The 13306-nt window shown below is 63.7% G+C and carries 12 protein-coding genes and 1 pseudogene; 3 read left to right on the top strand and 10 right to left on the bottom strand.

What is annotated here, in order from left to right; translation table 11 throughout:
- The first annotated feature begins 27 nt into the window (after positions 1–27).
- The gene (gene phaZ, locus E8Q41_RS01535) at positions 28–1242 is read left to right on the top strand and encodes a polyhydroxyalkanoate depolymerase (protein WP_137153737.1); all 1215 of its coding nucleotides are present in this window, start codon (positions 28–30) and stop codon (positions 1240–1242) included.
- A gap of 6 nt (positions 1243–1248) precedes the next feature.
- Here phaZ and E8Q41_RS01540 read toward each other — a convergent pair whose 3' ends face one another.
- The 3 genes from E8Q41_RS01540 to E8Q41_RS01550 form a co-directional block, all read right to left on the bottom strand.
- The gene (locus E8Q41_RS01540; RefSeq protein WP_137153738.1) at positions 1249–2004 is read right to left on the bottom strand and encodes an MBL fold metallo-hydrolase; all 756 of its coding nucleotides are present in this window, start codon (positions 2002–2004) and stop codon (positions 1249–1251) included.
- A gap of 64 nt (positions 2005–2068) precedes the next feature.
- Positions 2069–2773: a L,D-transpeptidase gene (locus E8Q41_RS01545; RefSeq protein WP_137153739.1), complete on the bottom strand. Its 705-nt coding sequence runs from the start codon at positions 2771–2773 to the stop codon at positions 2069–2071.
- 158 nt (positions 2774–2931) lie between these two features.
- Positions 2932–3936 carry a D-glycerate dehydrogenase gene (locus tag E8Q41_RS01550; RefSeq protein WP_137153740.1) on the bottom strand — a complete coding sequence of 335 codons (1005 nt, stop codon included), beginning with the start codon at positions 3934–3936 and terminating at the stop codon, positions 2932–2934.
- A 166-nt stretch (positions 3937–4102) separates the two neighbouring features.
- Between E8Q41_RS01550 and E8Q41_RS01555 the strand changes: the two genes are divergently transcribed.
- Positions 4103–4645 carry an SH3 domain-containing protein gene (locus tag E8Q41_RS01555; RefSeq protein WP_137153741.1) on the top strand — a complete coding sequence of 181 codons (543 nt, stop codon included), beginning with the start codon at positions 4103–4105 and terminating at the stop codon, positions 4643–4645.
- Here E8Q41_RS01555 and E8Q41_RS01560 read toward each other — a convergent pair.
- The 7 genes and pseudogenes from E8Q41_RS01560 to E8Q41_RS01590 form a co-directional block, all read right to left on the bottom strand.
- Positions 4635–5630, bottom strand: coding sequence for an adenosine kinase (locus tag E8Q41_RS01560; RefSeq protein WP_137153819.1), 996 nt, complete (start codon positions 5628–5630; stop codon positions 4635–4637). The two genes, E8Q41_RS01555 and E8Q41_RS01560, sit on opposite strands and share 11 nt — an antisense overlap.
- A 109-nt stretch (positions 5631–5739) precedes the next feature.
- The gene (locus E8Q41_RS01565; RefSeq protein WP_246660046.1) at positions 5740–7641 is read right to left on the bottom strand and encodes a hypothetical protein; all 1902 of its coding nucleotides are present in this window, start codon (positions 7639–7641) and stop codon (positions 5740–5742) included.
- A gap of 148 nt (positions 7642–7789) precedes the next feature.
- Complete coding sequence (locus tag E8Q41_RS01570) at positions 7790–8668, bottom strand: LysR family transcriptional regulator (RefSeq protein WP_137153742.1); 879 nt, start codon at positions 8666–8668, stop codon at positions 7790–7792.
- Positions 8669–8720: 52 nt separating this feature from the next.
- Positions 8721–10334: a glucose-6-phosphate isomerase gene (gene pgi, locus E8Q41_RS01575; protein WP_137153743.1), complete on the bottom strand. Its 1614-nt coding sequence runs from the start codon at positions 10332–10334 to the stop codon at positions 8721–8723.
- 54 nt (positions 10335–10388) lie between these two features.
- Positions 10389–11123, bottom strand: a pseudogene (locus E8Q41_RS01580) (transporter associated domain-containing protein); the annotation flags it as partial.
- Between the two features lie 136 nt (positions 11124–11259).
- Positions 11260–12378 (bottom strand): 3-dehydroquinate synthase, encoded by a 1119-nt coding sequence (aroB, locus tag E8Q41_RS01585; protein ID WP_137153745.1) that lies wholly within the window; start codon positions 12376–12378, stop codon positions 11260–11262.
- Positions 12375–12971, bottom strand: coding sequence for a shikimate kinase (locus tag E8Q41_RS01590; RefSeq protein ID WP_137153746.1), 597 nt, complete (start codon positions 12969–12971; stop codon positions 12375–12377). The genes aroB and E8Q41_RS01590 overlap by 4 nt, the downstream gene beginning before the upstream one ends.
- Before the next feature lie 179 nt (positions 12972–13150).
- On the opposite strand from E8Q41_RS01590, the gene E8Q41_RS25450 reads away from it, so the two are divergent.
- Positions 13151–13300: a hypothetical protein gene (locus E8Q41_RS25450; protein ID WP_170976319.1), complete on the top strand. Its 150-nt coding sequence runs from the start codon at positions 13151–13153 to the stop codon at positions 13298–13300.
- The last annotated feature ends 6 nt before the right edge of the window (positions 13301–13306 follow it).

Here is a 13306-nt window from a genome sequence, read left to right on the forward strand (position 1 = left end):
TTTCGCAGCCGAAGCAGAGGTGTGGCGATGCTCTATCAGGCCTACCAGCTCCAGGACGACATGGTCGCCCCGCTCCGAATGATGGCGCGCGGATGGATGGACTGGCTCTCCGCCAATTTCCCCGTCCGCGACCATGCGCTCGGCCGGCACTGGCTCGCGACGCTGGAAATGGTGTCGCGTTATGAGCTCACCCATGCCCGCCCGCCATTCGACATCAAGCGCGTGCCGACAGGCAATGCCGACGCCCATGTGACCGAGGAGGTCGCCCTCAGCCTGCCCTTCGGCGATCTCCTGCATTTCCGCAAGGATATCGAAATGCCGCAGCCCAAGGTGCTGGTGATCGCGCCGCTGTCGGGCCATTTCTCCACCCTGCTGCGCGGCACGGTGGAAACGCTTCTGCGCGACCATGACGTCTACATCACCGACTGGAAGAACGCCCGCGACGTGCCGCTCTCTGCCGGCGAGTTCGGGGTCGAGGACTACATCGCCTATATCATCCGCTTTCTGGAGGAGATTGGTCCGGGCGCGCATATTCTGGCTGTCTGTCAGCCCTGCGTTCAGGGTCTCGCCGCGGTGGCGGTGATGTCGGAGGACAACAATCCGGCCACGCCGCGCTCGATGACGCTGATGGCCGGGCCGATAGATCCGCGCGAAAGTCCGACCGAGGTCAACGAATTCGCCGTGTCGAAATCGCTCGCCTGGTTCGAACAGTCGGTGATTTCGCCGGTGCCCTATCGGTATGGCGGCGGCGGACGGCGGGTCTATCCCGGCTTCCTGCAATTGACCGCCTTCATGGCGATGAACATGGACCGCCACAAGACCGCGCATCAGAAGCTCTATGATCATCTGGCCGCCGGCGAGGTCGAGGCGGCCGAAAAGATCAAGACATTCTATGACGAATATTTCGCCGTGCTCGACCTGACCGAGGAATTCTACATCGAGACGATCGATCGCATCTTCCACCGCGCCGAACTGGCGACCGGCCAGTTCCATTATCGCGGCCGCAAGGTCGATCCCGGCAAGATCCGCCGCACGGCGCTGCTCACCGTCGAGGGCGGCCGCGACGATATCTGCGCGCTGGGCCAGACGGCGGCGGCGCATGATCTCTGTTCGTCGCTGCGCCCGCATCTCAAGCGTCATCACCTGCAGGCCAATGTCGGCCATTACGGCGTCTTCAACGGTCGCCGCTGGGACAACGAGATCTATCCCGTCGTCCGCAATCACATCCTGATGATGGAGTGACCGCGCCTAAAGCCGGGAGTAACGCAGCGTTTCGCCGTCCTGGGGAATGACCAGACGCTGAGGCGACACGCCTGCGGCGTCTGCTGCGGCGCGCAGATCCTGTCGCGACACCGTGGCGTGATCGAGCGTGTCGAGATGGGTGGCGACCACGATGGCCCAGGGCGCCGATCTGCAAACCGCCAGCGTCTCTTCCGCGTCCATGACAATGGGATCGCCATTCCAGAGGGCGCCGCAGGAATGGGTCACGATCACATCGGGGCTGAGGTCCGCGATCGTGTCGGCGACTGGCGGATAGAGCACGGTGTCTCCCGCCCAATAGAGCGACGGCTCCCCCTCGGCGGAGAGGCTGAAACCCATGACAGACCCCATTTCGGCCAGCACCGCGCCCAGCCCATGGCTGCCGGCGCGGCGGTGAAACCTGACCTTTCCACGGGTCACGCGGTCGTCGAGCGGCGTCACGTCGACAAAGCCGGCGCCGCGGATCTGATCCTCGTCGCCCGGCTGGCACAGGATCGGTGTCGTCTTGGGAAGCCTGGCTTTGGCGACGCCGTCGAAATGATCGGAATGCAGATGAGAGACGATGACGAGATCGACCCCGGAAAGAATAGCGTCGATGCTCATCGGCAGATCGACCGCGGGATTGGGCGAACGGCCTGTATAGCTCGGCAGACTATGCCGGTCGGCGAAGTAGGGATCGACGAGAATGGTCAGTCCGCCATAGCGAAGCTTCAATGTCGCGTTCCGAATGAGTTGCAGGTCCATGATACTCCCGTACCGGCGTTCCCGCGATCTCGTCCGCCCCGCCGAGACCGCCCAAATCTCATACTTACTGCCGCACCACGATCCGGGCGTGATAGGGCACGCGCTCATAGAGATCGATCACATCCTGATTGATCAGCCGGACGCAGCCTGATGATACCGCTTTGCCGATCGAGCGCCAGTCGGGATTGCCGTGCAGGCGGTAAAGCGTGTCCTGGTTATTCTGGAAGATATAGAGCGCCCGCGCCCCGAGCGGGTTTTTGAGACCCGGCTCCATGCCGCCGTTCTCGATCGAATATTGCTGAAGTTCGGGCTGGCGCGCCACCATTTCCTGCGGCGGCTTCCAGCGCGGCCAGGGCTGGCGCCAGTGGATGACGCCTTCGCCCTGCCAGGCGAAACCCTCGCGGCCGATGCCGACGCCGTAACGCATGGCGGTGCCGCCGGGCTCGACGACATAGAGGAAGCGGTTCGGCGTGTCGACCACCACCGTGCCGGGCGCTGCGCCGGTCGGATCGATCACGCGCTGGCGATAGTATTTGGGATCCATCTGCTGATAAGGGATGGCCGGAATCAGGAAACCGCCATCGGAGACCGGGCCGTACATCACAGCGAGTTCCGCCTCGGTGGGAGCGTTCACAGGCCGCATGACCGGTTGCGGCGCAGGCGGATTGGCGATGCGGGTGCGGTCTGTGGCGCAGCCGGCAAGAAAAGCTGTGGCGGAGGCCATGCCGGCCAGCATGGCGCGGCGCGTGGTGACGATCTCTGTGGGCATAAAGGACTCGGTGCAATTTCCGGGGAGGGTGAATTCCCCCTCTGTCTAGCGCCGCCCTTTCCGCGGCGTCTTTCAAAGACCCATCACATTTCCGGCATCGGGCCGCTTCCGCAGCCGGCTGTTACCTCAACGTAACAGCAGATCTTTGCGGTCGCGGTTCAGGCCCGCCGCGGCAAGACGCGGTCTGGCGGCCGGTGGCCGTCGAAATAGGTGCGGATGTTGATGATCACCTTCTCGCCCATGTCGATGCGGCTTTCGATCGTCGCCGAACTCATATGGGGCAGGAGCACAACCTTGTTCTCATGCGCGAGCTTCAAGAGCTTCGGATTGACGATCGGTTCGTTCTCGAACACGTCGAGGCCGGCGCCGGCGATCTTGCCCTCGCGGATGCATTTGATCAGCGCGGTTTCGTCCACCACGCCGCCGCGGGCGGTGTTCACCAGATAGCTTGTCGGCTGCATCAGCGCCAGCCGCCGCGCCGACATCAGATGATAGGTGGCGGGCGTCGAGGGGCAATTGACCGAGACGATATCGACGCGGGCCAGCATCTGGTCGAGGCTGTCCCAGTAGGTCGCTTCGAGCGACGCCTCGGTCTGCGGGCTGACCCGATGGCGATTGTGATAATGGATGGCGAGGCCGAAGGCCTTGGCGCGCCGGGCCACCGCCGTGCCGATGCGGCCCATGCCGATGATCCCCAGCCGTTTGCCCCAGATCCGGTGGCCGAGCATCCAGGTGGGCGACCAGCCTTCCCAGTCGCCCTTGCGGTCGGTCAGCACGCGTGCGCCTTCGGCGAGCCGGCGCGGCACGGCGAGGATCAGCGCCATCGCCATGTCGGCGGTGTCTTCGGTGAGCACATTCGGCGTGTTGGTGACGGTGATGCCCTTACGCGCAGCGGCCTCGACGTCGACATGGTCGATGCCATTGGAAAAACTGGCGATCAGCTTCAGCTGCGGGCCGGCGGCCTCGATCAGTTCGGCGTCGATCCGGTCGGTTACGGTGGGAACTAGAACGTCGGCGCGGGTCATGGCGGCGGCGAGTTCTTCGCGCGAGCGCGGCGCATCGTCGATATTCAGCTCGGCCTCGAACAATTCGCGCATCCGGGTTTCCACCGGATCGGGCAGCTTGCGGGTGATATAGACCAGAGGCTTTTTCTTGTTCGGCATGCCTGCTTCCGCGATCCTGTTGACGGCCCGTTAACCAAGTTGGGCGATGCTCCCAGCGGTAAGCATAGTCTTAATCAGACCCGCCTGTGAAAACAATCGCTTCCTTTTTCGAGGACAGCGTCTGGCCCCGTTCTTCCCCGGCGTTTGGTCTGGCCGGAGCATAGACATGACAAAACGCAAATCCGTTGCTTTCACCGCCGGCGTCCTCGCCCTTCTTGTCGGTCTCGTCGGGCCGCTGGATGCGCTCGCCCAGGCGGCCAAGGGTTCGAGCGGGCTGCCGCTGCCGCGTTTCGTGTCGCTCAAGGCCAGGAAGGTCAATCTGCGCGTCGGGCCCGGGCAGGATTACGCGGTGTCCTGGCTCTATACGAAATCGGGCCTGCCGGTCGAGGTCATCCAGGAATATGACAATTGGCGGCGCATTCGCGACGCCGAGGGGGCGGAAGGCTGGGTGTTCCACTCGCTCCTGTCGGGCGATCGCAGCGCGCTGGCCGCGCCGTGGATGCGCAACAAGGGCGAAGACGTGTTCGTCAATATGCGCGGCGATTCGCGCGACAGCGCCGCCGTCGTCGCCCGGCTGCAGCCGGGCGTGGTTCTCAAGATCGATGAATGCAATGGCCAATGGTGCCACGGCGAGGCGCAGGGCGTCGAAGGCTGGGTGAGCCAGGCCGAGATCTGGGGCGCTTATCCGGGCGAGGCCTTCACAAAATAAAGCCGGCGTCGCGAGCGGCCTGCCGCAGCGAGGTTTGCAGGCGCGGACCGATCTGCTGGATCACCAGGCCGGCGGCCAGGCTGCCGAATCGACCGCAATCGGAAAGACCGAAGCCGTTGGTGTAGCCGAACAGGAAGCCGGCCGCATAGAGATCGCCGGCGCCCGTCGTGTCCACCACCTTGTCCACCGCAAGCGGTTGAACCGGAATGCGCTCGCCCTTGGCGACGATGATCGAGCCTTCCTCGCTGAGCGTTACGGCGGCGAGGTCGCAGTCCCGCGCGATCTGGTCGAGCGCGCCGTCGAAATCCGAGGTCTGGTAGAGCGCCAGCAGTTCGGCGCGATTGGCGAAGACGATGTCGACCGTCTTCGAGCGCATCAGGTCCAGGAATTCGTCGCGCCAGCGGTCGACGCAGAAACTGTCCGACAGCGTCATCGACATTTCGCGTCCATGCTCATGGGCGATGCGTGCGCATTCGCGGATCGCCTGCTTGGCGCGCGGCGGATCCCAGAGATAGCCTTCGAAATAGGTGACCTTGGAATTGGCGACCACCTCTGGCTCGACATCCTCGACGCCCAGTTCGACGCAGGCGCCGAGAAACGTGTTCATCGAACGCTCGCCATCGGGTGTGATGAAGATCATCGAGCTTGCGGTGGGCGGCGTGCCGCCGAGCGGCGGAGTGGCGAAATGCACGCCCTGCGCCTTCATGTCATGGGCGAAGATCTCGCCGAGCTTGTCTTTTGAGGTCTTGCCGAAATAGGCCGCCTTGCCGCCGAAGCTCGCGACGCCCGAGGCGGTGTTGCCGGCGCTGCCGCCCGAGGCTTCGATCGCCGGCCCCATGCGCGAATAGAGAAGCGCCGACCGCTCGGCGTCGATGAGATTCATCGCGCCCTTGGCGATCTGGTTGTCGACGAGAAAATCTTCTTCGCAGCGGGAGAGAATGTCGACGATCGCATTGCCGATCGTGAGCACATCGAAAGCGGTCATTGCCAAGCCTTGCATGGTTCTTTTTCATGCAAGCTATGGCCTATTTCCGAGACCCGGAAAAGGGCGGATGGCGGCGCGAAACGCCGCCCTCCGCAGAAATATCGCCGTCTCAGCCGTTGGAGGCCAGCACGACCACCTGATCGCCTTCCGAGAAGGTGACTTTCTGGGACTTGACCGGGTTGATCTTGACCCCGCCGAGGCGGCGGTCGTCGGCGCTGACGCCGCGCTGGCGATAGCCGATCACGGTCTCGCCGCGCATCAGGCCGGCCAGGGTCAGCTGGTAGAAATCCACGGTGGCGCCGGGCTGCACATAGTTGGAGGCGGGACGGAGATAGAGTTCCGCGCCTTCCTCGTCGAGCAGGCTGCCGAAGATGCGCGACATGAATTCGTTTTCGGCGGCCTGCGCCAGCATCAGGCTGACCAGCTTGTTGCTGACCACGAAATCGTCGGCCTTGGAGACTTCGGCCAGTTCGCGGTTGCGCACGTCGATCATTTCCGAGACGACGCTGGAGCGGCGACCGGCTTCCTCGGCCACCTGCCGCAGATGCAGCAGCGTCACCAGCGTGCGGGTGTCGGCGGGCTGCGGATCGAGGTCCTCGTTATAGCCGAGCACCAGGATGTGATCGTAGGACAAGGGATCCAGCGCGCGGATCTCGGCGCGCGACGACGAATTGGCGTTGCGGATATCGAGCGTGAGATTGTCGGAGGCGAGGCGGATGCCTGCGGTCTTGCCGGCGAGGTCGGGGGTGTCGGCGACGATGGTCAGCACCGAGCCCGGCGCCACGAAGCGCGACAGTTCCGTGGCGATCATCGGGGCGCGACGGTTCCAGCCGAGCAGCAGAGTTCGTTCCGGTTTGATCGTATCGGTGCGGGCAGCGTTGAACATCGAGGTGTCGATGCTGTTCTGCAGGCCCTTGATCTCGATGGCGTCGTCGTCCTCCGCGATCACGATCAGGCGCTCCTCGGCGAGGATCTTCCGATCCTTGGCCGGGTTCAGCTCGACCTTGCCGTCCGTGGTGACCAGGCCGATCAGCGTCGAGGTTTCGAAGGCCAGGCAACCCTGGCCGTAATAGCGGCCGGCGAGCTGTTCGGCTGTGATCGTATAGATTTCTGAGCCGTCGAAATCGAGGAGCTCGGTATAGACGGCGCTCAGGCCCGGCTGGCGGCTGGAATGGACGACGATGCGCGAGATGAGATCGTCGGCGAGCACCAGCTGGGTTTCGTCTCCGCCGACGATGTTCGCCAGTTCGGCATTGTGGATGTCGCGGATCTCAGCCGCGATCCGGTATTTGTCGGTCCGGCGGTTCGGATTCTGGGTGATCGCCAGGATCGTCTTGATGACGCTGGAATCGGGATCGGCGGCGTCGGGCGAGAGAATGACGATCGAGCGCGAGGCGTTGGGGTTGACGATGGCGAGATCGGTCAGATCGGTCGGATCGCCCGAGCGGCAGATGACTTTGGTGTTCTTGAGGTCGTCGATCTTGGCGGCGATGTCGTCTTCCATCTCCACCTTGTCGCGATCGGCCATGATGACGATGCGCGGATTGCGGCGGCTCTCATTGGCGATGACCAGTTCGGAGATCACGTCGAAGATCGACGGCGACCAGTTGAGAATGATCGTGTGCTCTTCTTCCAGCACCTGCGAGCGGCCCTTGCGCAGCTCGTCCAGCTTGCTCTCGATGCCCGACGAGAGAATACCGATGAGCGTCGAGACGACGAAGATTCCGGCCAGCGTCACCAGCAGCATGACGAAGCGGAACATCCAGCCGGTGTCGCCTCCCATGGTGCCGGCGTCGAGCGTGCGCATCAGCGATTCCCACATGGCTTCGGCGAAAGTCAGCGCCTCGCCATCCGCCTGGGTCAGTCCGGTTACCGATATGATCGCGCCGAACACCATGATGATGACCAGCGAGATGATTCCGAGCCAGCCGATCAGCGCGCCGGTGCCGGCCGCCATGGTCTGGTCGAACCAGTAGCGAAGTTTGCTGGTGAATTTGACGTTGTTTTTCACGCGTGCCCCCGAAAACGACTGCGGCTCTTGCGGCCTTACAGCACTATCGCCGCCGAAAGCGCAAGACTTTTGAAACCATACCCAGAAATGACGGTTAATATCGATGGTTTATTCGCCGGCTAACGGGCCGAGCCGGCGTGAAACGGTCTCACCAGGCCCCTTTTTCCTCGCGCACGATCTCGTGCAGGAAGTCCGCGACGATCCGGACGCGGGCGAGATCGCGCACGCTTTCGTGGAAGATCGTCCAGTAGCTGCGGGTGATCGAGATCTCCGGCAGCACCCGCAGCAGATCCGGATATTGGCGGGCGATGTAATTGTGCAGAATGCAGACGCCCGCGCCGGCCCGGACAGCCTCGGTCTGGCCGATCGCCGAGGAAATCTCGAAGCCGGCCGACCAGTTGCGCATCACCTCGCCGGTGAAATTCAGCGACTGCGAGAAGATCAGGTCTTCCACATAGCCGATGCGTCGATGAGACTTGAGGTCCTCGGCGTCGACAGGCAGACCGAAACGGTCGACATAGCTGCGCGAGGCGTAGAGGCCCAGCGTATAGTCCGTGAGCTTGGAGGAGACGAGACGGCCCTGCTCAGGCCGTTCGAGCGTGACGGCGATATCGGCCTCGCGGCTGGAGAGCGAAAAGGAGCGCGGCACCGGCACCAACTGAATGCGCAGTTCCGGATGGCGCTCGATCAGCCGGCCCATGCGCGGGGCGAGGAAAGAGACGCCGAAGCCGTCGGGGGCGCCGATGCGCACGGTGCCGGCAATCGCCGCATCGGTGCGGCCCAGCCGAGCCTGCGCCTCCAGCATTTCGGTTTCCATCCGCTCGGCGGAGAGAAGGAAGGTTTCGCCTTCGGCGGTGAGCTCGCAGCCATTGGTGCGCCGGATGAACAGGCGGGTTTCCAGCGCCTCTTCCAGAGACGTCAACCGCCGCGACAGCGTCGCGTGATTGAGCCCGAGACGGCGCGAGGCGGCGAGGATCTGGCCGGTGCGGGCGACGGCGAGGAAGATGCGGATGTCGTCCCAGTTCATCGGCGCTCACCGGAGTAGCGCGGGAACAGCATGCTCCCGCGCAGGATCATGATCAGGACAAAGCGGCGACGAGGCCGGCGGTCGAGGAATCGAGTCCCTCGGTTCCCTTCTTGCCCTGCACCACCGGCAGGAGGCCGGTCGCGAGTTCCTTGCCGAGTTCGACGCCCCACTGGTCGAAGGAGTTGATGCCGAACAGCACGCCCTCGACGAAGACGCGATGTTCGTAAAGCGCGATCAGGCGGCCGAGCGCAAAGGGCGTCAGGCGATCATAGACGAAGGTGATCGACGGACGATTACCGGTGAAGACGCGATGCGGGGCGATATGGTCGATCTTGGCCTGATCCCAGCCCATGCCGGAAAGCTGCGCCTTGGCTTCTGCGAGCGTGCGGCCTTTCAGAAGCGCTTGCGACTGCGCCAGGCAATTCGACATCAGGAGCTCGTGCTGATAGCGCAGCTCAGGTTCGAAGCCGGTTTTGGCGATCATGAATTCGACCGGGATCGTGTCGGTGCCCTGATGCAGGAGCTGGAAGAAGGCGTGCTGGCCGTTTGTGCCGGGTTCGCCCCAGACGACGGGACCGGAGGAGCCGTTCACGGGGCTGCCGTCCATGGTCACGCCCTTGCCGTTCGATTCCATGTCGAGCTGCTGCAGATAGGCCGGAAAGCGGCTGAGGCGCTGGTCGTAGGGAATGACGGCGCGCGAGGTGTAGCCGAGAACGTTGCGCTGGTAGAAGCCGATCAGGCCGAGGATCAGCGGCAGGTTCTTGTTGAGCGGCGCCGAGCGGAAGTGGTTGTCCATCGCATGCGCGCCGTCGAGGAATTCGCCGAACGCCTTTTCGCCGATGGCGATCATCAGCGGCAGGCCGATGGCCGACCAGATCGAGTAACGGCCGCCGACCCAATCCCAGAAACCGAACACACGGTTGGGGTCGATGCCGAAAGCGGCGACCTTGTCGAGCGCGGTCGAGACGGCGGCGAAATGATGCTGCACGGCGCCTTCGCCGAGCGCCTTGGCGATGAAGGCGCGCGCCGTCTGCGCATTCGTCATCGTCTCGATGGTGGTGAAGGTCTTGGACGCCACGATGAACAGCGAGGTCTCGGGATCGAGAAGCTTCAGCGTGTCGGCGATATGGGCCGCGTCGATATTGGAGACGTAATGCAGGCGCGGGCCGTCGTGATAGGGCGCGAGCGCCAGCGTCGTCATGACGGGGCCGAGATCGGAGCCGCCGATGCCGATATTGACGACGTCGGTGATCGTCTTGCCGGTGGCGCCGGTGATCGCGCCTGAGCGCACGCCTTCGGCGAACTTGCCCATGGCGGCGATGACGGCGTTGACGTCGCCCATCACATCCTTGCCGTCGACGAGCACGGGGGCGTTGGAGCGGTTGCGGAGCGCGGTGTGGAGAACGGCGCGGCCTTCGGTGAAATTGATGATCTCACCCTTGAACATCGCCTCGCGCTTGCCCGCGACATCGGCGGCGGCGGCGAGCTCGGTCAGGAGCGCCATGATCTCCTTGTTCACGGCCGTTTTCGAATAATCCATCAGCAGGTCTTCGAACCAGGCGTGATAGGCGTCGAATCGGCCGGAGTCGGCGGCGAAGGCGGCGCGGATGTCGGTGGCCTTGGTGGCCTGGGCTGCGTCCTTCAACTTTTCGAGGATGGTCGTCACGGTCTTCTCCCGGTGTTCATGCTGGCCGGAAACTAGCCATTTCAATCGATTAAATCAAGGTTGCGTCGCGCGCTTGGTCTTGGCGGTCGCGACAGCCTCTGCAGGGCGGATTCTGAGGCGCGTGACGCGGTTCTTGAGCCGTTTCATCACGATAAAGCGCTTGCCGTGAAAGGTGAAGGCCTGACGTTCGTCAGGAATGGATCGCGACTCGTGAATGACGAGGCCGGCGATGGTGGTGGCTTCGCTGTCCGGCAAGCTCCAGCCCATCGCGCGGTTGAGATCGCGCACGGTGACCGCGCCATCGACGACGATGGAGCCATCCGCCTCCTTGCGCACCCCCTGCAGGCCGATGTCGCGGTCGTCGGTCATGTCGCCGAGCACGTCTTCGAGAATGTCCTGCATGGTGACCATGCCCTGCATGTCGCCATATTCGTCGACGACGATGGCGAAATGCGTGTTGCGCTTGAGGAAAGCGCCGAGCTGGTCGCGCAGGCTGGTGGTCTCGGGCACGAACCAGGGCTTGTCGGAGATCTTGACGATATCGAGCGTCTCGGCGGTGGCGCCGGGCTCGGCGAGCGCTCTGAGCAGATCCTTGGAATGCAAGACGCCGATGATATTGTCGATCGAGCCGCGCCAGACCGGCATGCGGGTGAAGGGGCTGTCGAGGATCGCCCTGATATTGATCTCGGGCGGATCGTCGGCGTTGAGCGCCTTCATCCGGGTGCGGTGGATGAGGATGTCAGCGATCTCGCGCTCGTCGAGTTCGGCCCAGCCCTGCGGCTTGTCGCGGCCGTTCTGGGCGCCGTTCCGCCCGTTCTGCGGCGAGGCGGGGCCTTCGTCATGGCCTTCGGCTTCGGCGACAGGGTCGGGCCGCCCGATCAGGGACAGCCAGAGACGTCCCCAGAAGCCGGTGTCGCGCATGATCTCAGCCTCGCTTTTCCTTAAGGAAAGACAGGACTTCGGAAGCCGGCACATCGTCGGCGACGAAGCTTTCGCCCAAGCCCCTGGTCAGGATAAAAGTGAGCTTGCCGCCCTTGACCTTCTTGTCCTGGGTTATGGCCTCGAGCAGCGCCTCCGCCGGCGGCAGTTCGCCTGGGATTTCCTCCATGCGCGTCGGCAGGCCGACGGCCTTGAGATGCGCCTCGACGCGGGACGCCAGATCGGGGCTCGCGAGATTCATGCGCGCCGAAAACTGATGCGCGAGCACCATACCGATCGATACGCCCTCGCCATGCACAAGTCGGGCGGAATCGTAAGCGGTTGCGGCTTCGAGCGCATGGCCGAAGGTGTGGCCGAGATTGAGCAGCGCCCGCAAACCGTTTTCGCGCTCGTCCTTGGCCACGACATCGGCCTTGGCCTGGCAGGACACGGCGATGGCGTGGATGCGGGCGTCGCCGCCGGCATAGACGTCGCGCCAGTTCGCCTCCAGCCATTCGAAGAAGTCGGGCTTGTCGATCAGGCCGTATTTGGCGACTTCGGCATAGCCGGCGCGGAATTCGCGGGGCGTGAGCGTGGTCAGCGTGTCCGTGTCGGCCAGCACGAGATCGGGCTGGTGGAAGACGCCGATCAGGTTCTTGCCCTGCCGCGCATTGATGCCGGTCTTGCCGCCGACGGAGGAATCGACCTGGGACAAGAGCGAGGTCGGGATCTGGATGAAGCGGGTTCCGCGGCGCACGATGCCGGCGGCAAAGCCGGTGAGATCGCCGATCACGCCGCCGCCGAGCGCGATCACTGCGTCGTTTCGCTCGATCTTGGCGTCGAGCACGTGGTCGGTGACCGCCATCAGATGCTCATAGCTCTTGGTCTTCTCGCCAGCGGGCAGGGTCAGCGGATAGACCGAGATGCCCTGGGCCGCGAGGCTGTCGGTCAGCTGGCCGAGATAAATCGCGCCGACATGCTCGTCGGTGATCACGGCCATGCGCTTGCCCTTGAGGCGGCTGGCGATGGCCTCGCCGGCTTTGGCGATCAGGCCGGGGCCGATCAGAATGTCGTAGGCGCGGTCGCCGAGATCGACGTGAACGGTGCGGGCAGCCTCAATGCTCATGGGTCTTTTCCATTCTCGGGCTTAGGAAGGGTTCCGGCGATCGCCGCGATCACCTCGTCCGCCACCTGCTCTTTTTTCACATCGCGCGATTTCACTTTCAGATGCGCCTGCGCATATGTCGGGTAGCGGGCGATCATCAGGTCTTCGAGCGTCTTCTTGGGGTTCTCCGTGCGCAGCAGCGGCCGCGTGTCGCGTTTGCTCACCCGCTCCCACAGCGTGTCGAGATCGGCGTCGAGCCAGAGCGACAGGCCGTTGTTGCGGATGGCGTCGCGGGTTTCGGCCGTCATGAAGGCGCCGCCGCCTGTTGACAGCACGCGCGGACCGGTGCGCAGGAGCCGCCGGATCACCCGGCTTTCGAGCTTGCGGAATTCCGGTTCGCCATAGGCGGCGAAGAGTTCGGAGATGGTCATGCGCGAAACGCGCTCGATCTCATGGTCGGAATCGACAAAGGGAATGTTGAGTTCATGGGCGACGATCTTGCCGATCGCCGATTTTCCCGCCCCCATCAGCCCGACGAGAACGAGATTGCGCTTGCCGAGCGCCCGGCGCGCGCGTTCGGCGCTTTCGTTGCCGGCGTGGCTGAACACGTCCATTTGACCCCTTCTACGGTCTCGCGACCGCCATCATCCCCGGTTCCTATCGGAAAAACTCGCGCTTGCGTCAAGCGGCGGCGGAAAGGACCACCGGGATTTGCTCAATTTCGAAGGACTCTGTAAAGAGTTTGGGAACTAGTTTCGCGGTCTGTCCAGAAGTCCGCCGGATGTCGAGGCCCATGCCCACCCTTTTCAGATTTCTCTATTGGTGCGCCATTCTCGCCGGATTCGTCTACGCCATCCTGTTTTCGCTCGCTTATCTGGTGGAGCCGCGCGAACGGCCGGCGGTGATCGAAATCCCGGCCGCCCGCACCAATCCCACGCCATGAGGCAGG

It is taken from the genome of Rhizobium sp. FKL33, assembly GCF_005222915.1.
Lineage (GTDB): Bacteria > Pseudomonadota > Alphaproteobacteria > Rhizobiales > Rhizobiaceae > Rhizobium_E.

Bases quoted from the DNA above. Each gene is read 5' to 3' on its own strand.
- phaZ (WP_137153737.1), top strand. From the start codon at position 28: ATGCTCTATCAGGCCTACCAGCTCCAGGACGACATGGTCGCCCCGCTC.
- E8Q41_RS01540 (WP_137153738.1), bottom strand. From the start codon at position 2,004: ATGGACCTGCAACTCATTCGGAACGCGACATTGAAGCTTCGCTATGGC.
- E8Q41_RS01545 (WP_137153739.1), bottom strand. From the start codon at position 2,773: ATGCCCACAGAGATCGTCACCACGCGCCGCGCCATGCTGGCCGGCATG.
- E8Q41_RS01550 (WP_137153740.1), bottom strand. From the start codon at position 3,936: ATGCCGAACAAGAAAAAGCCTCTGGTCTATATCACCCGCAAGCTGCCC.
- E8Q41_RS01555 (WP_137153741.1), top strand. From the start codon at position 4,103: ATGACAAAACGCAAATCCGTTGCTTTCACCGCCGGCGTCCTCGCCCTT.
- E8Q41_RS01560 (WP_137153819.1), bottom strand. From the start codon at position 5,630: ATGACCGCTTTCGATGTGCTCACGATCGGCAATGCGATCGTCGACATT.
- E8Q41_RS01570 (WP_137153742.1), bottom strand. From the start codon at position 8,668: ATGAACTGGGACGACATCCGCATCTTCCTCGCCGTCGCCCGCACCGGC.
- aroB (WP_137153745.1), bottom strand. From the start codon at position 12,378: ATGAGCATTGAGGCTGCCCGCACCGTTCACGTCGATCTCGGCGACCGC.
- E8Q41_RS01590 (WP_137153746.1), bottom strand. From the start codon at position 12,971: ATGGACGTGTTCAGCCACGCCGGCAACGAAAGCGCCGAACGCGCGCGC.
- E8Q41_RS25450 (WP_170976319.1), top strand. From the start codon at position 13,151: ATGCCCACCCTTTTCAGATTTCTCTATTGGTGCGCCATTCTCGCCGGA.